The 25,747-nt window shown below is 67.0% G+C and carries 28 protein-coding genes; 7 read left to right on the top strand and 21 right to left on the bottom strand.

Annotated features, from left to right (window positions below; translation table 11 throughout):
- Nucleotides 1-73 precede the first annotated feature (73 nt).
- From AB6732_RS02000 to glmS, 3 genes are read right to left on the bottom strand one after another with little or no spacing between them, the layout of a single operon-like run.
- The gene (locus AB6732_RS02000) at nt 74-1,699 is read right to left on the bottom strand and encodes an NAD(P)H-hydrate dehydratase (RefSeq protein ID WP_370957853.1); all 1,626 of its coding nucleotides are present in this window, start codon (nt 1,697-1,699) and stop codon (nt 74-76) included.
- A 14-nt stretch (nt 1,700-1,713) separates the two neighbouring features.
- Nucleotides 1,714-2,061: a holo-ACP synthase gene (locus tag AB6732_RS01995; RefSeq protein ID WP_066211436.1), complete on the bottom strand. Its 348-nt coding sequence runs from the start codon at nt 2,059-2,061 to the stop codon at nt 1,714-1,716.
- A 5-nt stretch (nt 2,062-2,066) separates the two neighbouring features.
- Nucleotides 2,067-3,971 carry a glutamine--fructose-6-phosphate transaminase (isomerizing) gene (gene glmS, locus AB6732_RS01990; RefSeq protein WP_370957851.1) on the bottom strand — a complete coding sequence of 635 codons (1,905 nt, stop codon included), beginning with the start codon at nt 3,969-3,971 and terminating at the stop codon, nt 2,067-2,069.
- A gap of 83 nt (nt 3,972-4,054) precedes the next feature.
- Here glmS and coaA point away from each other — a divergent pair, with 83 nt between their 5' ends.
- The 3 genes from coaA to mscL all read left to right on the top strand — a co-directional run bounded on the left by coaA (nt 4,055) and on the right by mscL (nt 6,348).
- Nucleotides 4,055-5,005 carry a type I pantothenate kinase gene (coaA, locus tag AB6732_RS01985; protein ID WP_066211440.1) on the top strand — a complete coding sequence of 317 codons (951 nt, stop codon included), beginning with the start codon at nt 4,055-4,057 and terminating at the stop codon, nt 5,003-5,005.
- Complete coding sequence (locus AB6732_RS01980; RefSeq protein ID WP_370957849.1) at nt 5,005-5,835, top strand: D-alanyl-D-alanine carboxypeptidase family protein; 831 nt, start codon at nt 5,005-5,007, stop codon at nt 5,833-5,835. The genes coaA and AB6732_RS01980 overlap by 1 nt, the downstream gene beginning before the upstream one ends.
- A 135-nt stretch (nt 5,836-5,970) precedes the next feature.
- Nucleotides 5,971-6,348, top strand: coding sequence for a large conductance mechanosensitive channel protein MscL (gene mscL / locus AB6732_RS01975; RefSeq protein WP_370957847.1), 378 nt, complete (start codon nt 5,971-5,973; stop codon nt 6,346-6,348).
- Nucleotides 6,349-6,427: 79 nt separating this feature from the next.
- On the opposite strand, the gene glmM is transcribed toward mscL, so the two are convergent.
- From glmM to AB6732_RS01910, 13 genes are all read right to left on the bottom strand, one after another.
- Nucleotides 6,428-7,786, bottom strand: a complete 1,359-nt coding sequence (gene glmM / locus AB6732_RS01970) for a phosphoglucosamine mutase (RefSeq protein ID WP_066211450.1) — start codon at nt 7,784-7,786, stop codon at nt 6,428-6,430.
- 593 nt (nt 7,787-8,379) lie between these two features.
- A complete protein-coding gene (gene rpsI, locus AB6732_RS01965) occupies nt 8,380-8,886 on the bottom strand; it encodes a 30S ribosomal protein S9 (protein ID WP_307497761.1) in 507 nt (168 codons plus the stop codon).
- Nucleotides 8,887-8,923: 37 nt separating this feature from the next.
- Complete coding sequence (gene rplM, locus AB6732_RS01960) at nt 8,924-9,367, bottom strand: 50S ribosomal protein L13 (RefSeq protein ID WP_066211456.1); 444 nt, start codon at nt 9,365-9,367, stop codon at nt 8,924-8,926.
- Nucleotides 9,368-9,621: 254 nt separating this feature from the next.
- On the bottom strand, nt 9,622-9,990 hold the full coding sequence (locus AB6732_RS01955) for a hypothetical protein (protein WP_370957844.1): 369 nt from the start codon (nt 9,988-9,990) through the stop codon (nt 9,622-9,624).
- Between the two features lie 137 nt (nt 9,991-10,127).
- Nucleotides 10,128-10,676, bottom strand: coding sequence for a hypothetical protein (locus tag AB6732_RS01950; RefSeq protein ID WP_370957842.1), 549 nt, complete (start codon nt 10,674-10,676; stop codon nt 10,128-10,130).
- Nucleotides 10,677-11,306: 630 nt separating this feature from the next.
- Nucleotides 11,307-12,197, bottom strand: a complete 891-nt coding sequence (truA, locus tag AB6732_RS01945) for a tRNA pseudouridine(38-40) synthase TruA (RefSeq protein ID WP_370957840.1) — start codon at nt 12,195-12,197, stop codon at nt 11,307-11,309.
- A 29-nt stretch (nt 12,198-12,226) separates the two neighbouring features.
- Nucleotides 12,227-12,766, bottom strand: coding sequence for a 50S ribosomal protein L17 (gene rplQ, locus AB6732_RS01940; RefSeq protein ID WP_370957838.1), 540 nt, complete (start codon nt 12,764-12,766; stop codon nt 12,227-12,229).
- A gap of 68 nt (nt 12,767-12,834) precedes the next feature.
- On the bottom strand, nt 12,835-13,845 hold the full coding sequence (locus tag AB6732_RS01935; RefSeq protein WP_066211477.1) for a DNA-directed RNA polymerase subunit alpha: 1,011 nt from the start codon (nt 13,843-13,845) through the stop codon (nt 12,835-12,837).
- 127 nt (nt 13,846-13,972) lie between these two features.
- Nucleotides 13,973-14,374 (bottom strand): 30S ribosomal protein S11, encoded by a 402-nt coding sequence (rpsK, locus tag AB6732_RS01930; protein ID WP_066211479.1) that lies wholly within the window; start codon nt 14,372-14,374, stop codon nt 13,973-13,975.
- 53 nt (nt 14,375-14,427) lie between these two features.
- Entirely contained in the window at nt 14,428-14,805 is a 378-nt protein-coding gene (rpsM, locus tag AB6732_RS01925) for a 30S ribosomal protein S13 (protein ID WP_066211481.1), read from the bottom strand.
- 178 nt (nt 14,806-14,983) lie between these two features.
- The gene (gene rpmJ, locus AB6732_RS01920; protein WP_011775570.1) at nt 14,984-15,097 is read right to left on the bottom strand and encodes a 50S ribosomal protein L36; all 114 of its coding nucleotides are present in this window, start codon (nt 15,095-15,097) and stop codon (nt 14,984-14,986) included.
- Nucleotides 15,098-15,155: 58 nt separating this feature from the next.
- Entirely contained in the window at nt 15,156-15,377 is a 222-nt protein-coding gene (infA, locus tag AB6732_RS01915; protein WP_009358723.1) for a translation initiation factor IF-1, read from the bottom strand.
- Nucleotides 15,378-15,608: 231 nt separating this feature from the next.
- A complete protein-coding gene (locus tag AB6732_RS01910; RefSeq protein ID WP_370957832.1) occupies nt 15,609-16,616 on the bottom strand; it encodes a P1 family peptidase in 1,008 nt (335 codons plus the stop codon).
- A 248-nt stretch (nt 16,617-16,864) separates the two neighbouring features.
- Here AB6732_RS01910 and AB6732_RS01905 point away from each other — a divergent pair, with 248 nt between their 5' ends.
- The 4 genes from AB6732_RS01905 (at nt 16,865) to AB6732_RS01890 (ending at nt 21,894) form a co-directional block, all read left to right on the top strand.
- Complete coding sequence (locus AB6732_RS01905; protein WP_370957830.1) at nt 16,865-17,848, top strand: carbohydrate ABC transporter permease; 984 nt, start codon at nt 16,865-16,867, stop codon at nt 17,846-17,848.
- Complete coding sequence (locus tag AB6732_RS01900) at nt 17,845-18,714, top strand: carbohydrate ABC transporter permease (protein WP_370957828.1); 870 nt, start codon at nt 17,845-17,847, stop codon at nt 18,712-18,714. Before AB6732_RS01905 ends, AB6732_RS01900 begins: the two co-directional genes overlap by 4 nt.
- An 85-nt stretch (nt 18,715-18,799) precedes the next feature.
- The gene (locus tag AB6732_RS01895; RefSeq protein WP_370957826.1) at nt 18,800-20,146 is read left to right on the top strand and encodes an ABC transporter substrate-binding protein; all 1,347 of its coding nucleotides are present in this window, start codon (nt 18,800-18,802) and stop codon (nt 20,144-20,146) included.
- A gap of 287 nt (nt 20,147-20,433) precedes the next feature.
- The gene (locus AB6732_RS01890; RefSeq protein ID WP_370957824.1) at nt 20,434-21,894 is read left to right on the top strand and encodes a chlorohydrolase family protein; all 1,461 of its coding nucleotides are present in this window, start codon (nt 20,434-20,436) and stop codon (nt 21,892-21,894) included.
- Between the two features lie 116 nt (nt 21,895-22,010).
- On the opposite strand, the gene map is transcribed toward AB6732_RS01890, so the two are convergent.
- The 5 genes from map to rpmD form a co-directional block, all read right to left on the bottom strand.
- Complete coding sequence (gene map / locus AB6732_RS01885) at nt 22,011-22,841, bottom strand: type I methionyl aminopeptidase (protein ID WP_370957822.1); 831 nt, start codon at nt 22,839-22,841, stop codon at nt 22,011-22,013.
- Nucleotides 22,842-22,970: 129 nt separating this feature from the next.
- Entirely contained in the window at nt 22,971-23,564 is a 594-nt protein-coding gene (locus tag AB6732_RS01880) for an adenylate kinase (RefSeq protein ID WP_066211500.1), read from the bottom strand.
- Nucleotides 23,561-24,871 carry a preprotein translocase subunit SecY gene (gene secY, locus AB6732_RS01875; protein WP_066211503.1) on the bottom strand — a complete coding sequence of 437 codons (1,311 nt, stop codon included), beginning with the start codon at nt 24,869-24,871 and terminating at the stop codon, nt 23,561-23,563. The genes AB6732_RS01880 and secY overlap by 4 nt, the downstream gene beginning before the upstream one ends.
- A 178-nt stretch (nt 24,872-25,049) precedes the next feature.
- Nucleotides 25,050-25,538 carry a 50S ribosomal protein L15 gene (gene rplO, locus AB6732_RS01870; RefSeq protein WP_066211506.1) on the bottom strand — a complete coding sequence of 163 codons (489 nt, stop codon included), beginning with the start codon at nt 25,536-25,538 and terminating at the stop codon, nt 25,050-25,052.
- Entirely contained in the window at nt 25,538-25,744 is a 207-nt protein-coding gene (rpmD, locus tag AB6732_RS01865) for a 50S ribosomal protein L30 (RefSeq protein ID WP_066211508.1), read from the bottom strand. Before rpmD ends, rplO begins: the two co-directional genes overlap by 1 nt.
- Nucleotides 25,745-25,747: the final 3 nt, after the last annotated feature.

The following is a 25,747-nucleotide window of genomic DNA, read 5'->3' as shown; positions in this document are numbered from 1 at the left end:
CCTCAGGCGGTAGTCCCGGTGCCCCTGCGGGCTCACCTTAGTGCACTCAGATGTCGATTCCGCTACGCGGATGTCATGGAGCATCCCACACGAGGCGAACGGCCTGGGCGATGTCCCGTGCGGTGATCGGATGGCCGCGCCCGCCGTCGGCCTCCCCCGACGCGATCCGGCCCGCTCTGCCGTGCACCGCCGCGGCCAGAGCGGCCGTGGCGGCCCAGCGTCCGGCGTCGCCTTCCTCCCCGCCCGACGACGGCGCCACGCCACCTTGCGCGAGCAGCGCGCCGAGGATGCCGGCCAGGACGTCCCCGCTGCCCGCCGTCGCGAGCCACGGTGTGCCGTCGGCCTGGGAATAGAGGATCCCGCCGGGCTCGTGGCACAGGGTGTGTGGTCCCTTCAGCAGGACGGTCGTCCCGGTGAGCCGGACCGCGTCCCGCAGCGAAGCCCCTGCGGTCGCTTCGACCTGCGCGCGGTCACGCTCCGTCCCCAGACGGCTCAGGAGCCGGGCGAGTTCCCCGGCATGCGGGGTGAGGATGAGCTCCGGGCGGTCCGCGACCCGCTCCCCCACGAGGTCCAGCGCCCCTGCGTCCACGACGGCGGGCTGTCCCAGGTTCAGGGCCTGACGGCAGCGGTCCAGCTGTTCCTCGCCGGACACCCCGGAGCCGAGCACCCAGGCCTGGACCCGGCCCTGCAGCTCGGGCCCGGTGTGACAGACGACCTCCGGCAGCGCGGCGTTGACCAGGGCCGCCACCGACGGCGGGCCGAAGTAACGGACCATGCCGGCCCCTGCCGACAGCGCACCCGCGCAAGCCAGATTGGCGGCGCCGGGGTATTCCTCCGAGCCGGCGACCACACCGAGGACGCCGCGCGTGTATTTGTGGCCCTCAGCCGCGGGCCGTGGCAGAAGACGCGGGACGTCCTCCGGCGCGAGCCGCAGCACGATGGGCTCTCCGAGGCGGCCCTCCACACCGATCGGGACCACTTCCACCCGGCCGGCGGACGCCGCTCCCGGCGGAAGGAACAGCCCGGTCTTGGCGGCTGCGAACGTGACGGTGGTCCCGGCCCGGAGCACAGGTCCGGTCACTTCACCCGTCGACGGATCGACGCCGCTGGGGATGTCGCAGGCCACGACGTACGGAATGTCGCGACCTTCGGAGTGCTCACGGAGCAGGAGTTCGACCACCTCGGCGGCGGCGCCCCGCAGTCCGCCGCGTGCGCCCGTGCCCAGGATCGCATCGATCAGGACGTCCGCCCGGACGCACTCGTCCCGCGCCTCGGTGAGCGTGCACAGCGGCAGCCGGGCCGCGCCGTCGTGCGCAGGGCTGTCACGCGCGGAACGGTCAAGCCCGGAACCGTCCGGCGTGGAACCGTCCGGCGCAAGTCTCACCGCCCGGCCTCCCGCGGCCAGGAGCGCGGCGAGGCCCTCGGCATGGGCCGACGAGTCCACCAGGACGGCCGTGACCGCCACGCCGCGACGGGCCAGGAAGGCCAGGGCCCAGAGCCCGTCTCCCCCGTTGTTCCCCTTGCCGATCAGCCCGGTCACACGGCAGCCGTACACCCGGCCACGCCGAGCCCGGAGTTCGCGGGTGACCGTCAGAGCCAGTCCGTAAGAGGCCCTGCGCATGAGTTCGGCGCCCATCCCGGCATCCAGGGCGGGCCGCTCAGCGGCCCGCACCTGATCCGCGGAATGAGCGCCGATCATGTCCTGCTCGTCGTCTAGCGTTCCGCCACGACCATGGCGGTGGCGATCCCACCGTCATGGCTCATCGACAGATGCCAGTGCTTGATGCCCTTGGAATCGGCCACGGCCTTGACCGTGCCCTTGACCTGGATGCTGGGGCCCTCCGAGGAGAGACCGATCCAGCAGTCCTGCCAGTTCATGCCCGCCGGAGCGCCCAGTACCTTCGCCACCGCCTCCTTGGCGGCGAAACGCGCAGCCAGGGAGCGGTCGTTCAGTTCGCGCTCGGCAGGCACGAAGAGCCGGTCTCGCAGCGCCGGAGTGCCCTCCAGCTGCCGCTTGAAACGCTCGATGTCCACCACGTCAACGCCGATTCCAACAATCATGGCGCTTATTCTACGGTCACGCTCTTGGCGAGGTTACGCGGCTGATCCACGTCGTAGCCCTTGGCCTCGGCGAGAGCGGCGGCGAAGAGCTGCAGCGGCACCGTGGTCAGGAGCGGAGCCAGCAGCGGCGGCGTCTCCGGCACGTAGAAGACGTGCTCGGCGTAGTCCACCACGTCCGTGTCGCCTTCCTCGGCGATCACGATGGTGCGGGCGCCGCGGGCGCGGACTTCCTGGATGTTGGAGACCACCTTGGAGTGCAGCGAGTCGCGGCCGCGCGGGGACGGCACCACCACGAAGACCGGCTGGCCCTCCTCGATCAGCGCGATCGGGCCGTGCTTGAGCTCGCCGGCGGCGAAGCCCTCGGCGTGGATGTACGCGAGCTCCTTGAGCTTGAGCGCGCCCTCCATGGCGACCGGGAAGCCCACGTGGCGGCCCAGGAACAGGACGGACTTGGCCTCGGCCATGTCACGGCCCAGGGACTTGATGTCCTCTTCGCGCTCCAGGATCGCGGAGATCTTGGCCGGGATCTTGCCGAGGTCGGACAGGATGTCCTTGATCTCGCCCTTGAACTTGTTACCGCGCAGCTGTGCCAGATAAAGGCCCAGCAGGTAGGCGGCGGTGATCTGCGCCAGGAACGCCTTGGTGGACGCCACGGCGATCTCCGGGCCGGCGTGCGTGTACAGCACGGCGTCGGATTCACGCGGGATCGTGGAGCCGTTGGTGTTGCAGATCGCCACGGTCTTGGCGCCCTGCTCGCGGGCGTACCGGACGGCCATGAGGGTGTCCATGGTCTCGCCCGACTGGGAGATGGAGACGATCAGGGTGTTCTCGTCCACGATCGGATCGCGGTACCGGAACTCGTGGCTCAGCTCCACCTCGGTGGGGATGCGGCACCAGTGCTCGATCGCGTACTTGGCCACTTGGCCGGCGTAGGCGGAGGTGCCACAGGCGAGCACGATGATCTTGTTGACGGACTTCAGCAGCTCGGGGTCGATGCGGACCTCGTCGAGCGTCAGGTTGCCATGGGAGTCGGAACGGCCCAGGAGCGTGTTGGCCACGGCCTCGGGCTGGTCGTGGATCTCCTTCTCCATGAAGGACGGGTAGCCGTCCTTCTCGGCGGATGCCGGGTCCCAGTCCACGTGGTATTCACGGCCCTCGGCCGGGTTGCCGTGGAAGTCGGTGATCTCCACGGTGTCCGGGGTGATCGTGACGATCTGGTCCTGGCCCAGCTCGACCGCGCGGCGCGTGTAGTCGATGAAGCCGGAGACGTCGGAGCCGAGGAAGTTCTCGCCGTCGCCGAGTCCGACGACCAGCGGGGAGTTGCGCCGGGCCGCGACGACGGCCTCAGGAGCATCGGCGTGGATGGCCAGCAGGGTGAAGGCGCCCTCGAAGCGCTGGCAGGCCTGGCGCATGGCCTCCGTCAGGATGGCGGTGCCGGAGTCGCCGGACATGGCGCCGTCCGCAAGCTTGCGGTAGAGCTGGCCAAGGAGCGCCGCGGCCACCTCGGTGTCCGTCTGGGAGAGGAACTCGACGCCCTGGGCGAGCAGTTCCTGCTTGATCTCGGAGTAGTTCTCGATGATGCCGTTGTGGATGAGCGCCAGCTTGCCACCGTCGGCCAGGTGCGGGTGCGCATTCTGGTCGGTCGGGCCGCCGTGGGTCGCCCACCGGGTGTGCCCGATCCCGGTCAGGGACCCGGGCAGCGGGTGCGCTTCCAGCTCGTTGAGGAGGTTGGCCAGCTTTCCGGACTTCTTCCGGGCTGCGACACCGCCTTCTTCGAGCACTGCGACACCCGCGGAGTCGTATCCACGGTATTCAAGACGACGGAGGCCTTCCAGAACCACGCCGAGGGCTGAGCGCTCCGCTTCCTCGGCAGCGGCGGACCGGCCGGTGTATCCCACAATTCCACACATGCGCACAAGCCTACCGGCCCGGGCGTGTGCATTTCATTCTGGCCCCGCCTGCGGGCAGAATCTCTTAGGTGAGTTTGCACCGCATGGACAACCAGGGCGACGGCGCGTCCCCCTTCGTGGAGCTGGACCGTCAGACCTGGTCGCGGTTGGCCGCTCAGATGGAGCAGCCCCTCAACCAGGAGGACCTGGACCGCCTGCGCGGTCTCGGCGACCCCCTGGACATGGCAGAGGTCCGGGACGTGTATCTTCCCTTGTCACGGCTCCTTCACCTCTATGTCGAGGCCGCCGGGCAGCTGCACTCCGCAACCACCACGTTCCTGGGTGAACAGACCCAGCGGACCCCCTTCGTGATCGGCGTCGCCGGCTCCGTCGCCGTGGGCAAATCCACCATCGCCCGCGTGCTCCGGGAGATGCTGCGGCGCTGGCCCGGCACCCCCAATGTCGAGTTGATCACCACGGACGGGTTCCTCTACCCGCTGGCCGAGCTCCGGCGTCGTCAGCTCCTGGACCGCAAGGGCTTCCCGGAGTCCTACGACCGCCGCGCCCTCCTGCGCTTCGTGGCGGCCATCAAGGGCGGCGCCGAGGAGGTGCGGGCTCCCTGGTACTCGCACGTCACCTATGACATCGTCCCGGGCCGGGAAGTGGTCGTCCGCCGGCCTGACGTGCTGATCGTTGAGGGCCTGAACGTCCTCGCCCCCGCACAGATCCGCCAGGACGGGCGGCTCGGCCTGGCCCTCTCCGACTTCTTCGATTTCTCCATCTACGTGGACGCGAAGACCCAGTACATTGAAGAGTGGTACGTGGACCGCTTCCGGAAGCTCCGCACCACGGCCTTCTCCCAGCCGGACTCCTACTTCCACCGCTACGCGTCGCTCAGTGACGCCGAGGCCGAGGAGACCGCCCGGGACATCTGGAAGCGCATCAACGAACCCAACCTCGTCCACAATGTGCTGCCCACCCGCGGCCGGGCCCAGCTCGTGCTGACCAAGGACCCGGATCACTCGATCCGGCGCATGCTGCTCAGGAAGGTCTGATGGAACCACGACGGAGAGATCTTCTGCGGGCCGGCCTGCTCGGCACCGGGGCACTCGGCCTCGCCGCCTGTTCGCCGACGACGACGCCCCAGGGTTCCGCCGGGGCCTCACCGGCCGCTGCGGGCGGCATCTCGGCCTCCGGTTCGCGCGCGCCGTCGCCCTCCGCCTCTGCCGTGCCGTCCCCGAAGCCAACACCGGCCGCCCCGTACCTGTCGCTGCGCGGCCCGCGGCACTCGTTCGATGACCCCCGGAGCCCGTGGGTCGTCGTCAACAAGCACCGGCCGCTGCGTCCCGTGGACTTCGCGCCGCAGGATCTGCGCGCCCCCGCGGTCGCGTGCACGGCACAGGGCGAACTGGCGCTCGTGAACGCGACCACGGCCACCGCGGCGGAGAAGATGTTCGCGGCGGCTTCCCAGGACGGGGTGGGCCTGGTCCTGGCGAGCGGCTACCGTTCCCACGCGACCCAGGTGGGGCTGTACCAGTCGTATGCGAACGCCCGCGGCACCGCCAGCGCGGACACCGCGTCGGCCCGCCCGGGCTACTCGGAGCATCAGACCGGCTGGGCCTTCGACATCGGGGACAGCGGCGGCGCCTGCGCGTTCGTCCCGTGCTTCGCGTCCACCCCGGCTGCCGTGTGGGCCGCCAAGAGGGCCCACGAGTTCGGTTTCATCGTCCGGTACCAGATGGACCAGGAGGCCGTGACGGGGTATCTCGCCGAGTCCTGGCACCTGCGGTACATCGGGCCGGAGGCCGCCCGGGACATGCACGTCCGTGGCATCAAGAACCTGGAGCAGTACTTCGGTCTGCCGTCCGCCCCGGGCTACCGCTAGCCTGCGAAAAGCTGTCAATCACTGGCCATGACGGTTGCAGCGAATGTGAAATCCTGTCACTTCCGGACACGCCGTTCGCAGAAAAGTAAGCTTTAAGCCACCTGATCGGGCTCAGGATGCGCTAGTTTGAAGCTTATGCTCAAGGGTTTCAAAGAATTCATCATGAAGGGCAACGTCGTCGATCTGGCCGTTGCCGTCGTTATGGGCGCCGCCTTCGGTGCGGTCATCACCGCCCTCGTCGAGAACATCCTCATGCCGCTCATCTCCATGTTGGTCGGCGCTCCCAACTTTGACAGTTTCCTCGTCTTCGGCGATGTGAAGGTCGGAGTGTTCCTCACGGCACTCATCAACTTCCTCCTCATCGCCGCCGCCATCTACTTCGTCGTCGTCGTGCCGATGAACCACATGATCGCCCGTCGCAATGCCAAGCTCGGCATCAAGGAAGAGGAAGAAGCGGTCGATCCGCAGATCGCCCTCCTCACCGAGATCCGCGACTCCCTCAAGAACCGCTGACCCACAGACCCTTCTCCCCGGAACGACCGAAGGCCGCCACCCTTGCCGGGTGGCGGCCTTCGTCGTCTGAAGCGGGGACTCAGGAGGTCGGCTCGAGGGCCAGGTGCTCCTTGACGATCGCCGCGAGGTCCTCGCACACACGGGTGGCGGTCTCCATGTCCGCGGCCTCCACCATGACCCGGACCACGGGCTCGGTGCCGGAGGGGCGGAGGAGGACACGACCGGTCTCGCCGAGTTCCTGTTCCGCGCGAGCCACGGCAGCGGCGACGTGGGGATCCTGGGTGGCGCGTGCCTTGTCGACGCCCTTGACGTTGATCATGAGCTGCGGGAGCTTGTTCATGGCTCCGGCGAGGTCCTTGAGGCTGCGGCCGGTCCGGGCCACCTGAGCGGCCAGTTGCAGGCCCGTGAGGAGGCCGTCACCGGTGGTGGCGTAATCCGCGAAGATCACGTGACCGGACTGCTCGCCGCCGAGGTTGAAGCCGCCCTCGCGCATGCCTTCCAGGACGTAGCGGTCGCCCACCGCGGTCTCCTTGATGGTGATCCCGGCGTCGCGCAGGGCGATCTTGAGTCCGAGGTTGCTCATCACGGTGGCCACCAGGGTGTCCTGGCTGAGCTGACCGGCTTCCTTGAGGGAGAGCGCCAGGATCGCCATGATCTGGTCGCCGTCCACTTCCTGGCCCTCGTGGTCCACCGCGAGGCAGCGGTCCGCGTCGCCGTCGTGGGCGATGCCCAGATCGGCGCCGTGCTCCAGCACGGCGGCCTTGAGCGGACCGAGGTGGGTGGAGCCCACGCCGTCGTTGATGTTCAGGCCGTCCGGGTCGGCGCCGATGACCACGATGTCCGCGCCGGCGTCCTTGAACAGCTCGGGGGAACAACCGCTGGCAGCCCCGTTCGCGCAGTCGAGCACGATCTTGAGGCCTTCCAGGCGCTGCGGGGCGATGGACCGCAGCAGGTGGAGGATGTAACGGTCCTCAGCGTCGGAGAAGCGGCGGATACGGCCGACGCCGGCCGCCTGGGGCCGTTCGAAGCCGAGCTCCATCTGGGTCTCGATCGCGTCTTCGATCTCGTCCGGGAGCTTGTGGCCGCCGCGGGCGAAGAACTTGATGCCGTTGTCGGGCGCCGGGTTGTGGGAGGCGGAGATCATGACGCCGAAGTCGGCTTCCAGATCCGCCACCAGGAAAGCGGCCGCCGGGGTGGGCAGCACGCCGGCGTCGTAGACGTCCACGCCGGAGCTGGCGAGGCCGGCTTCGACGGCGGCGGAGATGAACTCGCCGCTGGCCCTCGGATCACGCGCGACGACGGCGCGTGGCCGGCTGCCGTTGCTGTGATTGTGACCCAGCACCACGGCCGCGGCCTGGGCCAGCTGCATGGACAGTTCAGCGGTCAGCAGTCCGTTTGCAAGGCCTCGGACGCCGTCGGTTCCAAATAATCTAGACATCGGATCGATTCTAGCCGACGGCGCCCCCGGCGGCGCAGACCGTTGTTCCGGGGCCTGTTCCGGTCGCGACCGGCCGCCCCGGCGCCGTCAGCCCGCCGCCCGGCCCGCCGTCGACGTTTCCCCCGGTCATCGGGACTTTCCCCGCCGCTGCAGCGCGGGGGAAGTCCACAACCCCGGCGAACGCCAAAGGCCCGGCAGCCGAGAAGCCGCCGGGCCTTGGGGGAAAGCTGAGAAATCTGCGCTTGTGGAGCCAAGCGCCGAATCGCGCCGAGGCACCAAAAAAGCGGCCCACGCTGCGAGCCGCTTTCCTGGTAGGCCGAGAAATCCGCGCTTGTGGAGCCAAGCGCTGAATCGTGCCGAGGCACCAAAAAAGCGGCCCACGCTGCGAGCCGCTTTCCTGGTAGGCCGAGAAATCCGCGCTTGTGGAGCCAAGCGCTGAATCGTGCCGAGGCACCAAAAAAGCGGCTCGCGCTGCGAGCCGCTTTCTTGGTAGGCCGAGAAATCTGCGCTTGTGGAGCCAAGCCCTGATTTCTGCCGAGGGACCCGAAAGGGCCGGTCGCTCTGCGACCGGCCCTTTCGGGAAGGCTGAGAAATCAGCGCTTGGAGTACTGCTGAGCCTTACGGGCCTTCTTGAGACCGGCCTTCTTACGCTCGATGACGCGGGCGTCACGAGTCAGGAAGCCAGCCTTCTTGAGGGTCGGGCGGTTGTTCTCGACGTCGATCTCGTTCAGGGAACGAGCGATGCCGAGGCGCAGCGCACCGGCCTGGCCGGAGGGGCCACCACCGTGGATGCGGGCGATGACGTCGTAAGCGCCCTCGAGCTCGAGGATGCGGAACGGCTCGTTGACTTCCTGCTGGTGCAGCTTGTTCGGGAAGTAGTTGTCCAGCTCGCGGCCGTTGATGGTCCACTTGCCGGAACCCGGAACGACGCGCACGCGGGCGATGGCTTCCTTACGGCGACCAACACCGGAGCCGGGCACCGTCAGGGCCGGGCGCTCCTTCTGCTCGGAAGCCTGCGCCGGGGCGCTCTCCGAGGTGTAGCTGGTCGGGATTTCCTCGGCCTCGACGGCCTCGGTGGTCAGTTCTTCGTTCTGAGCCACGATTCTCCTTGAAAACTAAGTTGGGTGGTGGCCAGGACTACTGGGCGACCTGGGTGATTTCGAAAGTCTGGGGCTGCTGAGCGGCGTGCGGGTGCTCAGCACCGCGGTACACCTTCAGCTTGGTCAGCTGAGCAGCAGCCAGGGAGTTCTTCGGCAGCATGCCCTTGACGGCCTTCTGCACGGCCAGAACCGGGTTCTTCTCCAGCAGTTCGGCGTAGTTGACGCTCTTGAGGCCGCCCGGGTAACCGGAGTGGCGGTAAGCGCGCTTCTGCTCGAGCTTGGCGCCGGTCAGGGCGACCTTCTCAGCGTTGATGATGATGACGAAGTCGCCCATGTCCATGTGAGCGGCGAAGGTCGGCTTGTGCTTGCCGCGCAGGAGATTGGCGGTGTGGCTGGCAAGACGGCCCAGGACGACGTCGGTTGCGTCAATGACGTGCCACTGGCGATCAACATCGCCGGGCTTCGGGGTGTACGTACGCACGGTGTATGCCTCGTTCTTGTTCTGGCGTTCAAAGTAGTTTCAGCAGGCGTGAGTTCCTGCTGAAGGGTTCCTGTGCGACCGGATCAGAGGTGAGGGCTCTAGGGAACCAGTGAGACCCGAAGCTCGATAGCGCGACCCGATATACGATCCATGCAACAGAATCATCGGGCCGGCACCCAACATCGAGAGGGCACACGCACAACGACTTAAAACTTTATCGTTAATGACCCGTTCAGGCAAAAGCGCAGGAACGATCAACGACCCGCAGGAAGTGAATAGACCGCGACGGCGGTGGCGCCGGCTCCGTCCACGGTCACCCGGACGTTCGGCCCTCGCCCATAATCCCGGTCCTTGCTGCAGAGCGCCAGCCCCTCACCGTCACCGTGACCTCGCAGGACGACCCGGTCCTGCGGCCCCACCACGGCATCCTGGAACACATCCAGCCCTGCGACCCGGCACCAGTCCAGAACAGCCTTGCGTTCCGCCGTGAACGTGACCAGTGCGGCGTCCGGGAAGTTCTGAAGACCTTCAGTGGAACTGGTGAGGTCTCCGTGATGGGGCGGGTCTGAGAGTCCTGCCCGTCCGAGGATGTTCTGAGCGGACAGTGGATCTGTGGTGGTCATGGCAGTGTCCTTCGACGAGGTCGTAGTGTGCTGGGGAGAGGAAAGCGATGACGGTCCTCCGGGTTCCGGGACTGGACCCACGGCGCAGGAGACCGTCATCAAGAGCATCGCGCCGCACAGGGCGGCCCTGGAAGTTCTCATGACACTGCTCCTTCCCCATGGCGATTCCCGGAACGCCCCACCATGTTGAAGTTCTGCGCCAGCCCCACCTCGTTGAGATGCCCCATCTCCGCATCGGTGATGTGGAACGGTCCGATGTCCGTGGCTTTGGTCCCATCCCAGTTGTACCGATCACGGTAGCTGACAGCCGTGTCCGTCACGTAGCGCCATTCACCGCCAGGCTGCTCGGGAGGGTAAACCGTCACCTGCCCCTGGGTGCTGTACTGGATACCGCCGGTCGCATAGAACCAGTTTTCACTCTGGTCTTTGGTGATGTAGTAGCCCTTCCAATCCGTGCTGACGGGATAAGTCACTGGACCGGTGACTCCGGAACCCTTGGCATCGGCCACCGCACTGCGCGCCAGGTTGGTGAGGTCCGCGTCAGCCTGGCCTCTGAGCTGTGGAACGTCCTTGAGCATCTGGTCCACGTTCTGGGTCAAGGGCTCGCCGGAATTGCCGAGGTAGTGCAGCAGATTCCTTGACGCGTCCGGCCAGACGGCTCCGACTCCTTCCGCCGCAGTTTCCACCACGAGTTTCTTCGCGTGGTCTCCCCAACCTGCGTCCGCGGTTCCGTGCCCTTGCGAATCCGGATCCGAGCGCCAGGGTGGCGCCTCAGGCCGGGGGACGCTGGTGCCCGGAACAGGCGTACCAAGGCCGTTGGGCAACGGCGGAGGTCCATCGGTGTGACCGCCGGGATCCCCCTGACCTCCGCCCGCTCGGCCCCGCTCGCCTTCGGCGCCTCGGCCCTGAGATCGACGGTCACTGCCGTCAACGGACGGCGGCGTCCCTCCCGCGCCTGTCGACCCGCTTCCGCCAGCTGCCACGCTGGCCTTTTCCTGCTCTTGAGCCTGCTGCTGCAGGGCGCGGGCCGCGCTCAGCAAGGACCGGATGCAATCGCGGGCTTCGGGGGTGGTCTCCGTGTGCCAAGTGGACTGGAAACGCTGCAGATCAGGACCCTGCCAGGGTCCGGGCTCCGCCACCAGGGCATCGAGTGAACGAAGGCGTGAGCTGAGGTCTTGGGCGCCACGCTCCAGCGTGCGCGCGAGGGCGCGTAGTTGTTCAACGTCAGCTCCGAGAAATCCACCCATGGTCATCACCCTCCCGCCACGGCAGGGCGAGGTCAATGGGGAGCCCTCCCCTGTGAGGTGGGCGAAGTCTTAGTCCCGCAGGGCCCGGGTCTGCTCAGCACGCGCCCTGAGCTGGTCGTCCTCGGGGTAGGCGACGTACTCCAGCACCAGCGGGTGCGCCGGTGCCAGGACCGATCGTGAATCACGTTTCTTCTCCAGCAGCCGCTCCCAGAGCCATGGAGGCGGTTCAGCGCCCTCCCCCACGGTCAGGGTGGCGCCGATCAGCGCCCGCACCATGTTGTGGCAGAACGCGTCGGCCTGGATGTGCGCCGTGATGATCCCGTCCGCGCCCCGCTCGAAGTCGAAACGCTGGAGCTCGCGGACGGTGGTGGCCCCTTCGCGCGGTTTGCAGTAGGACCTGAAGTCGTTCAGCCCCAGGAGCTGCGCGGCGCCGCGATTCATCGCCTCGGTGTCCAGCGGCTTCTTGTGCCACAGCACGAGCGAGCGGCCCAGCGGGTCCCAGCTCCGCGCGTCGTCCGCGATCCGGTAGCTGTAGCGGCGCCACAGGGCGCTGAAGCGGGCGTCGAAACCCTCCGCCGCGAGCTCCACGCTGTGCACGACGACGGCGCCGTTCAGGTCCCCGAGGACCTTCGCCAAGGTGCCGCGGAGCCTCCGCTGCAGGGTCTGGGCGGTGCCGTGGACGTTCCCACGGCCAACCCGTTCCCACTCCTCCTCGGTGGTGTCCCAGTGGACCACCTGGCCGCGGGAGTGGACGCCCGCGTCGGTGCGCCCGGCGACCGTGAGACGCACGGGCCGGCGGAGGACCATTTCGAGGGCTTCCTCCAGCACGCCCTGGACCGTGAGCAGTCCCGGCTGCACGGCCCAGCCACGGAACGGGGCGCCGTCGTACGCCAGCCCCATCCGGACACGAAGAAACCCGCCGTCACCGGTGGGGGTGACGACGGGTTCTTCGAACTGCATAGACCAAAGTCTACTGGGTGGAAGGAGCCTTACTTGGCGTCCTTCTCCTCAGCTGCTTCCTCGGTGGCCTCTTCGGCGACGGGAGCCTCGACGGTTTCCTCGACGACCTCAGTGGTCTCCTCGGCCGGAGCCTCCACAGCGGCTTCCTCGGCCGGAGCGGCCTTCTCAGCAGCCTGGGTGGCCTCGGCCACGACGGCCTGCTTCGCGGAGAGCGGCTCGAGCACGAGCTCGATCACGGCCATGGGGGCGTTGTCGCCCTTGCGGTTGCCGATCTTGGTGATGCGGGTGTAACCGCCGGGACGGTTCTCCACCTGCTTGGCGATGTCGGTGAACAGCTCGTGGACGATGCCCTTGTCGCTGATCAGGCCGAGAACGCGGCGGCGGGAAGCGAGGTCGCCACGCTTGGCGAAGGTGACCAGACGCTCGGCGTACGGCTTCAGGCGCTTGGCCTTGGTGACCGTGGTGGTGATGCGCTTGTGCTCGAAGAGCTGAGCGGCCAGGTTCGCGAGCATCAGGCGCTCGTGAGCCGGGCCACCGCCCAGGCGCGGACCCTTGGAGGGGGTAGGCATAGTTCTATCTCCTAGATGGGTGGTTTCACCGGGCCATCAATGGCCCGGGAGAACCAAAATCTGCTTTATCAGGCTTCTTCGTCGCTGAAGGTCGCGTCGTCCTCATCGATCGCAGCCGCGCGAGCGGCCAGATCGAATCCGGGAGGCGAATCCTTCAGAGAGAGACCCAGTTCAACAAGCTTGGCCTTGACCTCGTCGATGGACTTGGCACCGAAGTTCCGGATGTCCATCAGGTCGGCCTCGGAACGCGCCACGAGTTCGCCCACGGTGTGGATGCCCTCGCGCTTGAGGCAGTTGTAGGAACGGACCGTCAGGTCCAGTTCCTCGATGGCCAGCGCCATGTCGGCTGCCAGAGCAGCGTCCGTGGGCGACGGGCCGATTTCAATGCCCTCAGCGGCAACGTTGAGCTCACGGGCCAGACCGAAGAGTTCGACCAGCGTGGTGCCGGCGGAAGCGACGGCATCGCGCGGGGCGATGGACTGCTTGGTCTCGACATCGACGACGAGCTTGTCGAAGTCGGTGCGCTGCTCGACACGGGTGGCCTCCACGCGGAAGGTCACCTTCATGACGGGCGAGTAGATCGAGTCGACCGGGATCCGGCCGATCTCGGAGTCGCCAGCCTTGTTCTGAGCAGCGGAGACGTAGCCACGGCCACGCTCGATGGTCAGTTCGAGTTCGAACTTGCCCTTGGAGTTCAGGGTCGCGATGTGCAGGTCCGGGTTGTGGAATTCCACGCCGGCCGGCGGAGCGATGTCCGCAGCGGTGACGACACCGGGGCCCTGCTTGCGCAGGTATGCGACGACCGGCTCATCGTGCTCGGAGGACACCGAGAGGTTCTTGATGTTCAGGATGATCTCAGTGACATCCTCCTTCACACCCGGAACAGTGGTGAACTCGTGCAGCACGCCGTCGATCCGGATGCTGGTGACAGCAGCGCCGGGGATCGAGGAGAGCAGGGTACGACGCAGGGAATTGCCGAGAGTGTAACCGAAGCCCGGCTCCAGCGGTTCGATGACGAACCGGGAGCGGTTTTCGGAAACGACCTCTTCAGTGAGGGTGGGGCGCTGTGCAATGAGCACTTATGTTTCCTTTCAGCGAGCATCCGCTATATGACGCAACACAGGTAGTGGAAATCGACGTCGTTCCGTCGGTCATGCCGTCACCGCCGCCCGAGGCGGTGATGACGGCATGACCAGGCCACTGCTACTAGACGCGGCGGCGCTTCGGCGGACGGCAGCCGTTGTGAGCGCTCGGGGTCACGTCCTGGATGGAACCGACCTCGAGGCCGGCGGCCTGCAGCGAGCGGATAGCCGTCTCGCGGCCGGAGCCCGGGCCCTTCACGAACACGTCCACCTTGCGGAGACCGTGCTCCTGCGCGCGCTTCGCGGCAGTCTCAGCAGCCATCTGCGCGGCGTACGGGGTGGACTTACGGGAGCCCTTGAAGCCGACCTCACCGGCGGAAGCCCAGGAGATCACAGCACCGGACGGGTCCGTGATGGACACGATGGTGTTGTTGAAAGTGCTCTTGATGTGCGCCTGTCCAAGCGCGATATTCTTCTTGTCCTTCTTACGCGGCTTGCGGACAGCGCCACGAGTCTTCGGGGGCATGCTTTTCTCCTACAGAAAGTTTCTTGGGAAACCTGGAGCTAAACCCGAGGGGTTTAGCGGCCGGCCTTCTTCTTGCCTGCGACGGTCCGCTTCGGACCCTTACGGGTGCGAGCGTTGGTCTTGGTGCGCTGACCGTGGACCGGCAGGCCCCTGCGGTGACGCAGACCCTGGTAGCTGCCGATCTCGACCTTGCGGCGGATGTCAGCAGCCACTTCGCGGCGAAGGTCACCCTCAACCTTGTAGTTGCCCTCGATGTAGTCACGCAGCTGAACCAGCTCAGCGTCACTGAGGTCCTTGACCCGGACGTCCGGGCTGATGCCAGTGGCAGCCAGGGTTTCCTGTGCACGGGTCTTGCCCACGCCGTAGATGTAAGTAAGCGCGATCACCAACCGCTTTTCGCGGGGGATGTCAACGCCAGCGAGACGAGCCATGTTTGGCGGTACTCCTTGATTGAACCGGAGGTCGTAGGCAGTACACCCGCAGTTTCACTGCGGCCCCAGCCTCCGACCGGGGGTTAGCTGTCCGGGCCCATTACGTCCCAGCGCAGCTTGTGCTGCCTTATCTATTACTTGCGTGGGCAAGCAGTCCAGTGTGGTCCCCGAAGGGGAATCAGCCCTGGCGCTGCTTGTGGCGCGGGTTCTCGCAGATCACCATGACCCGGCCGTTACGGCGGATCACTTTGCACTTGTCGCAGATCTGCTTGACGCTCGGCTTGACCTTCATGGCGTTCCTTTGCGTGTTTGCAGTTGTCCCCTGCCCCGGCGGACCGGAACAGCGGTCTTTACTTGTAGCGGTAGACGATACGACCCCTGGTGAGGTCGTAAGGGCTCAGCTCCACCACCACGCGGTCCTCCGGGAGGATCCTGATGTAGTGCTGACGCATCTTTCCAGAGATGTGTGCCAAGACGATGTGCTTGTTCGTCAGCTCAACACGGAACATCGCGTTGGGCAGCGCTTCGGTCACCACGCCTTCGATCTCAATGACCCCGTCCTTCTTGGCCATATCCTCCGCTAACTGTTGTGCCGGAGAGCACGGGCGTGCTCAGCAGGCAATGGGTGTTTTCCTGTGGGATCATTCCCACAGGCTGCCAGTCCATGCATTCCCACCCTGAGGTGGGCCGACCCCACACGCTCGGAAGCGCAGAGGGCATGACGGAACAGACAACCAACCATCAACTGTACGCCATCCGGTGCCAGAAGTTAAATCGGGTCATGATAGCCGTCCTTCGACGGATCACGCACCCCCATCGCCGAATGCTGGGAACGTCCCCGCCGGCGTGGTGACGGCTTCCGCCCCGGCCACGCCGTCCAGGATCGCCAGGCGCACTGCCTCGGCCGCGGCACTCTGGAGCCCGATCAGGAACGCGGTCCGGGCCGCCGGATCCAGCCCGGTCCAGGCCGCGGATCCACCCGTCGAGAGCGCGAACACCGTGTCGCCATCGGCCAGGGTATGGCTCGGGTTCAGGGCCCTGGCCAGACCGGCGTGCGCCGCCGTCGCGGTGCGGCGGCACTGGGCCACGTCCAATGCAGCATTCGTCACGACGACGGCGAGGGTCGTGTTGAGTGAGCCGGCGGCTGGCGCATCGTGAGAATCCTTCTGCGCGCTCGCTCGCCCCTCGCTTAGACGCGCGCTGACAGGATTCCCTCGCTGCGCCGCTGCTGGTTCGAGTCCGATCGGAGAACCCAACGCGTTCACGATCGCGAGCGCCCCGACCACGATGCCGCCGTCCAAGTGGACGGCCGACGTTCCGAGCCCGCCCTTGTACGCGCCCTGGGCGATCAGCGCGCCGGTTCCCGCACCGATGGTGCCCCGCTCGACGTCGTGCCCCGGCTCGCGAGACCCGGCGTCCCGCGCCGCCCGGTACCCCATCTCCAGGTCGGGGCGGGCACGGAAGTCACCCCCGCGGCCCAGGTCGAAGATCGCGGCGGCCGGGACGATCGGCACCACGCCGCCCTGCACCGGGAAGCCCAGACCCTGCTCTTCGCACCAGAGCTGCGCCCCGCCCGCCGCGGCGAGCCCGTAGGCACTGCCGCCGGTCAGGACCACGGCGTCCACGGTCGGGACCAGCGTACTGGGGTCCAGGGCGTCGGTCTCATGGGTCCCGGGCCCGCCGCCCCTCACATCCACCGACCCCATGGTCCCGGGAGGGGGGAGCACCACGGTGACCCCGCTCAGCCAGCCGTCGCCGACCCGTTCCGCATGACCCACCCGTACCCCGGGCACCTCCGTGATCCGTCCCATGGCTTCATTGTCCTCCCAGAGGCTCCCGGTCCACGGGGGACGCCCGCCAGAACATGCCCGGAATCGGGAGTCGCCCCTCGTTTGTGAACGCGAGGTGCCGCTCCGGTGGCCGTCCGGCGAACCGGCCCTGAAGTGTCCGGGAACTCTGCCCGGATGGCCCGGAAACCCGGGCTGCACCGCGCATTGCTGTGGTGAAGTGAGCATGTCCTGCGCGTTCTGACGCAGGTTGGAACGACCCAGATTCCCTGATGACTGATACTGAGATCCCCCTTGCCCAGCGCCCCGCGACGCAGGCCCCTCCCCGGGCCGCCGCCGGCGCCCCCGCCCCTCCGGCGGCGGAACGGAAACGCGGCTGGAGCCCCCGGCGCCGTCGTGACTTCCTGGTGTTCCTCGCCTTCGCAGCGCCGAACCTCCTGCTGATCGGCGTCTTCACCTACCTGCCGCTGCTGAACAACATCTACTACTCCACCCTGGACTGGACGCTCGGCTCCGCCGAGGCCACCGTGGTGGGCTTCGGCAACTACCTGACCTTCTTCACCAGCCCGGACGCACCGCGCGTCCTCGGGACCACCGCCGTGTTCACCGTTCTCACGGTCGGCGGCTCCATGGTCCTGGGCCTCCTGGTCGCTCTGGCGCTGAACGCCAAGGTCAAGGGCACCACCTTCGCCCGCGCCGCGGTGTTCGCCCCGTACGTCCTGTCCGGTGTCGGCGTCGGCCTGGTCTGGCTGTTCATCTTCGACCCCGGCTACGGTGTCCTGGCCTGGATCCTGCGCGGCACCGGGCTGAAGAGCCCCGAGTGGATCAACGACCCCCAGCTGGCCCTGGTCATGGTGATCGTGGTCTACATCTGGAAGAACCTCGGCTACTGCGCCGTCGTCTTCCTCGCTGGCCTGCAATCGCTGCCCACCGAGGTGATGGAGGCCGCGTCCCTGGACGGCGCCAACGGCGCACGGCGGTTCCTCAGCATCTCCCTGCCGCTGCTCTCCCCCACCACGTTCTTCCTGCTCATCACCACCATGATCAGCTCCCTCCAGGCCTTCGACCTGATCCGGATCATGACGCCACTGGGCAACGGCACCAGCACGCTCATCTACGAGGCCTATCTGCAGGCCTTCGGCGCCTACAACCGCGCCGGCTACTCGGCGGCCATCTCCGTGGTGCTGTTCGCCATCCTTCTGGTGGTCACCGTCCTCCAGCTGCGTTTCGTGGAGAAGAAGGTGCACTACGCATGAGCACTCTGACCGACAACCGCCCCCGCGCCCTCAGCCGGAAGAACCTCGTGGCAACGCTCGCGGGCGGCTACATCCCCTTGATCGTGGCGACCCTGGTGGTGTTCCTGCCTCTGCTCTGGATGGTGCTGAGCTCCTTCAAGCAGCCTGGCGAGATCGTCACCACGGATCTGAAGATCCTCCCCCAGGCGCCCACCCTGGACAACTACCACACGGCCATGACCACCGTGCCGTTCGGACAGTTCTTCCTCAACAGCGTGATCGTCACCGCCGTGGGCTCCGCCATCAAGGTGAGCCTGGCCATCCTGACCGCCTACGCCCTGGTGTTCGTCCGGTTCCCGTTCAAGAACGTCGTGTTCGTGATCATCCTGGTGGCCCTCATGGTCCCGGCTCAGGTGTCGATTCTCCCGAACTACATCCTGATCGCCGGGCTGGGCGGGAAGAACACCCTGTGGGGCATCATCCTGCCGGGTCTGGGCACCGCCTTCGGCACCTTCCTGCTCCGTCAGCACTTCCTCACCCTGCCGGGTTCCATCCTGGAAGCCGCAGAGCTCGACGGCGCGGGGCACTGGCGGCGGCTCTGGCGGGTCGTGGTGCCGGTCTCCATCCCCTCGATCGCCACGGTGGGCCTCGTGACCGTGGTCAGCGAGTGGAACGACTACATCTGGCCCCTCATCATCACGGACCGCCCGGAGAGCATGACGCTTCCCGTGGGCCTGACGCTCCTCCAGAACTCGGAGAGCAACGGCGCCGGCTGGGGCATCCTCATGGCCGGCTCAGTCCTGGTCATCCTGCCCGTCCTCATCATCTTCGCCATGCTCCAGCGCTACATCGTCGCCGGCCTCACGCAGGGCAGCGTCACGGGCTGATCTCCGGCCCCACCCCGGGAGGCGAGCCTCCCCACCGACACCACACCAGCACCATCGCACCCCAGCATCACTGAAAGGTCACCTCATGAACACGCCTCTGCGCCGTCGTCAATTCCTCGGCCTCTCCGCCGCCGCGGCCGTCACCGCCGCCCTCGCCGCCTGTGGCGGTCCCTCCACCAGCGGTGGCGGGGCTTCCCAGGCCGCTGCGGACACGGACTTCAGCGGTGTGAAGCCCGCCGCCAGCTTCGACTTCTGGTCCACCCACCCGGGCAAGTCCCAGGACGTCGAGAAGCAGCTGATCGAGAAGTTCCAGGCCAAGCACCCGGAGATCAAGGTCAACCTCATCACGGGCGGCAAGGACTACGAGGAGATCGCCCAGAAGTTCCAGACCGCACAGGCCGCCAAGAGCGGACTGCCGGCACTCGTGGTCCTGTCCGATGTGTGGTGGTTCCGCTACTACATGAACAAGAGCATCATCCCGCTGGACAGCCTGATCAAGCAGCTCGACTTCAACGTGTCCGACTTCCGCGAGACCCTCGTGGCCGACTACGGCTACGACTCCCAGCAGTGGGCCATGCCGTACGCCCGCTCCACTCCGCTCTTCTACTACAACAAGGACCACTTCAAGGCGGCCGGCCTGCCGGACCGCGCTCCGAAGACCTGGGCCGAATTCGCCGAGTGGGCGCCGAAGCTCAAGGCCGCGTCCAAGGCGCAGTTCGCCTTCATGTACCCAGCGCTGGCCGGCTACGCGGGTTGGACCCTGCAGAACAACCTCTGGGGTGAGGGCGGCGGCTGGTCCAAGGACTGGGACATCACCGCCGACTCGGACGCCAACGTGAAGGCCCTCCAGTTCGCCCAGGACTCCGTCTACAAGGACGGCTGGGCCGGCGTCTCCTCCAAGGACTCCGGGGACGACTTCGCCGCAGGCATCGCCTCCGCCACCTTGTCCTCCACCGGCTCCCTCGTGGGCGTGCTGCAGAACGCGAAGTTCAACGTGGGTGTGGGCTTCCTGCCCGGCGGCTCCGCCTCGCAGAACCCGGTCTGCCCCACGGGCGGCGCCGGCCTGGGCATCCCCGCCGGCGTGCCGAAGGACCAGCAGCTCGCCGCCGCCACGTTCCTGAAGTTCGTGACCGAGCCGGAGAACACCGCGCTCTTCTCCGCGGCCACCGGCTACATGCCCACTCGCAAGTCCGCGGACATGACCTCGGCCCTGGCCAAGACGCCTCAGATCAAGATCGCCATGGACCAGCTGGCCGTGACCCGCAAGCAGGACAACGCCCGCGTGTTCCTGCCCGGCGCCGACCAGGAGATGGCGAAGGCCGCCGCGGCGATCCTGACCCAGAAGGCCGACGTGAAGAGCAGCCTCACCACCCTGAAGGGCACCCTCGAGGGTATCTACACCAAGGACGTGAAGCCGAAGCTCGGCAAGTAGGGATTTCACTCTCCTGAGCACGACGACGGCGGCGGCCACCACAGCGGTGGCCGCCGCCGTCGTCGTCGCGTCCGGGCGCTGTGGCGGGCGCCGCAGCCTCCGGCGGCCGTGGCGGGCGCCGCAGATACAGCACAGCACGGCCATCACTCATGGCCTAGCCGCGATTTAGCGCACCCGAGCTATGACGGGCGAGGCCCGCTGGCCCTGCGACGCGGGGAATGCCATCCTGGTCGGGCGGAGTTCCCGTCCGGCGAACCCGCGCACCCTGCCATCCGAGGAGCACACGAGTGATCACCCGCATCAAGGCGGCCTTCATCATCGGCTACGCCGACAGTGACCACCGCATCCTGCCGGACGCCGAACTGGTCCACGATGAGGACAGGATCGTGTTCGTCGGCAGGGACTACTCCGGACCGGTCGACCGGGAGGTCGACGCGGGACTCTCGATCGTCTCCCCCGGTTTCATCGATCTCAACGCCCTCGCCGACATCGACCACGCCATCTTCGACTCCTGGCACGGCCCCGCCACCCGGCTCGGACTGGTCCGCTCCGAGGAGCACCTCCAGAATCCTTCTCCCGTCTTCACTCCCGAGGAGCTGCGTTTCCGCCGTGAGTTCGCCCTGACGCAGCTCGCACTCAACGGCATCACCACCCTCATGCCGATCGCGGCGGAGAGCTATCTCGACTGGTGCGAGGACTATGAGGACCTGGCGCACCCGGCCACGGCCGTCGAGGCCATCGGCCTGCGCGCGTACCTCGGACCCAGCTACCGCACCCACGTCCCCTACACCGACGGGGAACACGTCCTCCTGCACGAAGACGAACAGCGGGGCCTGGACGGGCTGGCCGAGGCCGTCCGCTTCGCGAAGGACCACGAGGGGCGGGCTGACGGCCGGATCCGCACGGCTCTGCTGCCGGCCCGGATCGAGACGCAGACGGAGAGGACACTGCGGCTCACACGCCAGGCCGCGGACGAGCTGGGAATTCCGGTCCGGCTCCACGCCGCACAAGGCCTGGGCGAGGTGGCGACCATGATCGAACGCACCGGGATGCGGCCTCTCCCCTACCTCTACTCCATCGGGTTCCTGACGGAGCAGACCTTCATCCCGCACGCCTGGACGGTGCCAGGGCATCGCCATGTGCCCGGCGCTTTCGGGGGCGGCGACGACCTCGCGCTCCTCGCGGAGACGGGCGCGACCGTGGTGTTCTGCCCCATCCCCTCCGCCCACTACGGGAGCGTGCTGGAGGACTACGACGCGTACCGGGCCCGCGGGATCCGTGTCGTGATGGGCACGGACTCGGCGCCGCCGAACATGATCCGCGGCCTCGACCTCGCCACGGCCATGCAGAAGACCGTCACCGGAGACCGGGCGGCGGCCCAGGCAGGCGACCTCTTCCGCTCCGCGACCCTCGATCCCGCAGAAGCCCTCGGGCGGGACGACCTCGGACGCCTCGCGACAGGCTGCCAGGCGGACTACTTCGTGCTCGACCTCACCGGGCGGCCTATCGGCCCCTACGCGGACCCCATCCGCACCATGGTCCTGAATGCCAACGGGCGGGACATCTCACGGGTCGTCGTCGCCGGCCGGACCGTGGTGGAGGACCACGAGGTCGTCACCATGGACACGAGCGGGCACCGCCGACGTGCGCAGGATTTCCTCAACCGCTATATGGCTTCGCTCAGCGCGTCCGACCACGCCCGCCGCCCCCTCGAAGAGCTGCTCCCGCCGAGCTTCCCGCTCGCCTGAGCGGAGCGTGGCGTCTCCGGGTACAGCGAAGGCCCCCGACCAACCATGGTCAGGGGCCTCTGCACAGGCTGTCACGCCGTCGTCGTCGCCCTTTCAAGCGCGACGACGGGCCCGGCTCACGCCGGGATCGGCACCACGGTCACGCCCAGCTTGGACAGCTCGGAGGCGCCGCCGTCAGGCGCCGTGAGAACCCAGATGCCCTCGCGGTGCACGGCCACCGAGTGCTCCCACTGCGAAGCGCGGGCGCCGTCCGTGGTGACCACGGTCCAGTCGTCCTCCAGCACGGCGGTCTCGAGCCCGCCGCGGACCAGCATCGGCTCGATCGCGAAGCACATGCCGGGCTTGATCTTCGGGCCACGGTGCTTGCTGCGGTAGTTCAGGACGTCGGGCGCCATGTGCATCTGGGACCCGATGCCGTGCCCGCAGTAGTCCTCGAGGATGCCGAGCGGCTTGCCCTTCTGGGCGGAGACGTAGTCGTCGATGGCGTCGCCGATGTCACCCACGTACTTGGCGGTGGCCAGGGCCGCGATTCCGTGCCACATGGCCATGCGGGTGACCTCCGAGAGGCGCTCGTCCTCCGGATCCCCCTCGCCCACGATCACGGTGCGCGCGGAGTCGGCATTCCAGCCCCGCACGATGCAGCCGCCGTCGATCTTCACCACATCGCCCGGCTCCAGAGCCCTCGGTCCGGGGATACCGTGCACCACCTCATCGTTGACCGAGGCGCAGATGTGCTTCGGATAGCCGTGGTACCCCAGGAAGTTGTACTGAGCACCCGCCGCGTCCACCACGGCGGCGAAGACGGCGTCCAGCTCATCGGTCGTGACGCCCGGCGCGACGGCGGCCACGGCCGCGTCCAGGGCGCGGCTGAGGAGCTCGCCGGCCTCCTGCATGATGCGCATCTGGGCGTTGGTCTTGTATTCGATCCGGGGAGAGTGGAATGCCACAGGTCTTCCTTCGGTTCCGACCGCGCGTCACGCGGTCTTCGGGGCTACTGGCTTCCGCGCCGCCTCCCAGGAGGCTGTCGGCGGAAAAGTCATGCCCCCGGAGCGTGTCCGGGGGCATGACTGGGATTTCTAGGCGCTGGCGGCTTCGTCCGCCACGGCCTCCGCGATGGCGGCCATCACGCGATCCGTGACCTCGTCGATGGCTCCGATGCCATCCACCCGGCGGAGGATCCCGCGTTCGGCGTACTTGCCCACCACGGCTTCGGTCTGCTCGTGGTAGAGGTCCAGCCGGTGGCGGATGACCGTCTCGTTGTCATCGCTGCGGCCCGTCTCCAGGGCCCGGCCCAGCAGGCGGGTGACGAGTTCCTCATCGTCCGCGGTCAGCTGGAGCACCACGTCCAGGCGGGTGCCGGACTCGGACAGGATCTGGTCCAGCTCGTCCACCTGCGCCACGGTGCGCGGGTAGCCGTCGAGCAGGAAGCCCTCCGCCACATCGTCCTGGCCGAGCCGGTCACGCACCATGCGGTTGGTGACCGAGTCCGGGACGAAGTCCCCGGCATCCATGTACTTCTTGGCCTCCAGGCCCAGCGGGGTCTCGCCCTTGACGTTGGCGCGGAAGATGTCGCCGGTGGAGATGGCCACCACACCGAGACGATCGGAGATCCGCTCGGCCTGCGTTCCCTTGCCGGAGCCGGGAGGACCGATAATCAGCATTCTTGTCATCGCAAGAGCCCTTCGTAGTGCCGTTGTTGAAGCTGCGCGTCGATCTGCTTCACCGTCTCCAGCCCGACACCGACCATGATGAGGATCGAGGTGCCGCCGAAGGGGAAGTTCTGGTTGGCCTGAACCAGGACCAGTGCCACCAGCGGGATGAGCGCAACAATGCCGAGGTACAGCGCACCTGGCAGGGTGATCCGGGACAGCACGTACTGCAGGTACTCGGCAGTGGGACGGCCCGCCCGGATACCGGGAATGAAGCCACCGTACTTCTTCATGTTGTCCGAGACCTCTTCAGGGTTGAAGGTGATCGAGACGTAGAAGTAGGTGAAGAAGATGATCAGCAGGAAGTACACCGCCATGTAGAACGGGTGATCACCCTTGGTGAGGTTGTTGTTGATCCACACGACCCAGTCCGGGACGGGACGGCCGTCCGTGGGGGTGTTGAACTGTGCGATCAGCGCCGGCAGGTACAGGATGGACGACGCGAAGATCACGGGGATCACGCCGGCCATGTTGACCTTGATCGGGATGTACGTGGTGGTGCCGCCCACGGTCCGGCGTCCCACCATCCGCTTGGCGTACTGGACGGGGATGCGGCGCTGGGACTGCTCGACGAAGACCACGAGGGCGACCGTCAGGAGACCGACCAGCAGGACCGCGATGAACGTGCCCCAGCCCTTGGCGCCGATGATGCCGTTCATGGCCGGCACGAAGCCGGCGGCGATGGAGGTGAAGATCAGCAGGGACATGCCGTTGCCGATGCCCTTTTCCGTCACGAGCTCGCCCATCCACATGATGAGGCCGGTGCCCGCGGTCAGGGTGATGATCAGCAGGATCGTCGTGATGATGCTGTTGTCCGGGATCAGCGGCAGGGCACAGCCCTGGAACAGCTGACCGGAGCGGGCCAGGGACACCAGGGTGGTGGCGTTCAGGAGGCCCAGGGCGATCGTCAGATACCGCGTGTACTGCGTGAGCTTGGTCTGCCCGGAGGCGCCTTCCTCATACAGTTCCTGGAACCGGGGGATCACGACGCGCAGCAGCTGAACGATGATGCTGGCGGTGATGTACGGCATGATGCCCAGCGCGAAGATGGAGACCTGAAGCAGGGCGCCACCCGAGAACATGTTCACCATCTGCTGCAGGCTGCTGTTGCCCTGCGTCAGCTGGAGACACTGCTGAACGTTGTTATAGCTCACACCCGGTGCCGGGATGAACGCGCCGAGCCGGAAGATCGTGACGATGCCAAGAGTGAACAGCAACTTGCGTCGCAAGTCAGGGGTCCTGAAGGCACGGCCGAATGCGCTGAGCAAGCGTCCTCCTGAGGGATCTGTGAGGTAAAGGAGAGTGGGTTCCTGGTTGAACCCGACATCAGAGTCTAACCGTTGTGTCGGTCAGCCCCGTAATTCGTCGCGAATGCAGGAACTCCCGGCACCCGGACAGCTGTCCGGGTGCCGGGAGTTCTCAGATCGCGTTCAGCGGTTCCGGCTCTCAGAGAGCGGTGACGGAACCACCGGCGGCCTGGATCTTCTCAGCCGCGCTGGCGGAGAAGGCATCCACGGTCACATCGACCTTGACGGTGATGTCACCAGAGCCGAGCACCTTGACGGGCTGGTTCTTGCGAACCGCGCCCTTGGCGACCAGGTCGGCCACCGTCACGGTGCCACCCTCCGGGAAGAGCTCGGAGAGACGGTCAAGGTTGACCACCTGGAACTCGACACGGAACGGGTTCTTGAAGCCGCGAAGCTTCGGCAGGCGCATGTGCAGCGGCAGCTGGCCACCGGCGAAGCCGGCCTTGACCTGGTAGCGCGCCTTGGTGCCCTTGGTGCCACGACCGGCGGTCTTACCCTTGGAGCCTTCACCACGGCCCACACGGGTCTTCGCGGTCTTGGCACCAGCGGCGGGACGCAGGTGGTGGATCTTCAGAGCATGCTGCTTCTCTTCGGTCGCTGCAGGCTCAGCAGTCTTCTTCTCAGCCATTACTTCGCCTCCTTGACCTCTACGAGGTGCGGAACCGTGTTGAGCATGCCCACGGTCACGGCATCAGCGGAACGGACCACGGAGTGGCCGATGCGCTTGAGACCGAGAGAGCGGAGCGTGTCACGCTGGTTCTGCTTGGCGCCGATGACGCCCTTGATCTGGGTGATTTCCAACTGAGCGTCGGACGGAGTCAGGTTCTTTGCCATGGC

The organism is Arthrobacter sp. RCC_34 (assembly GCF_041360795.1).
Lineage (GTDB): Bacteria > Actinomycetota > Actinomycetes > Actinomycetales > Micrococcaceae > Arthrobacter_E.
The sequence above is the reverse complement of the archived record's forward strand: the minus strand, read 5'-3'. Positions and strand labels throughout refer to the sequence as shown.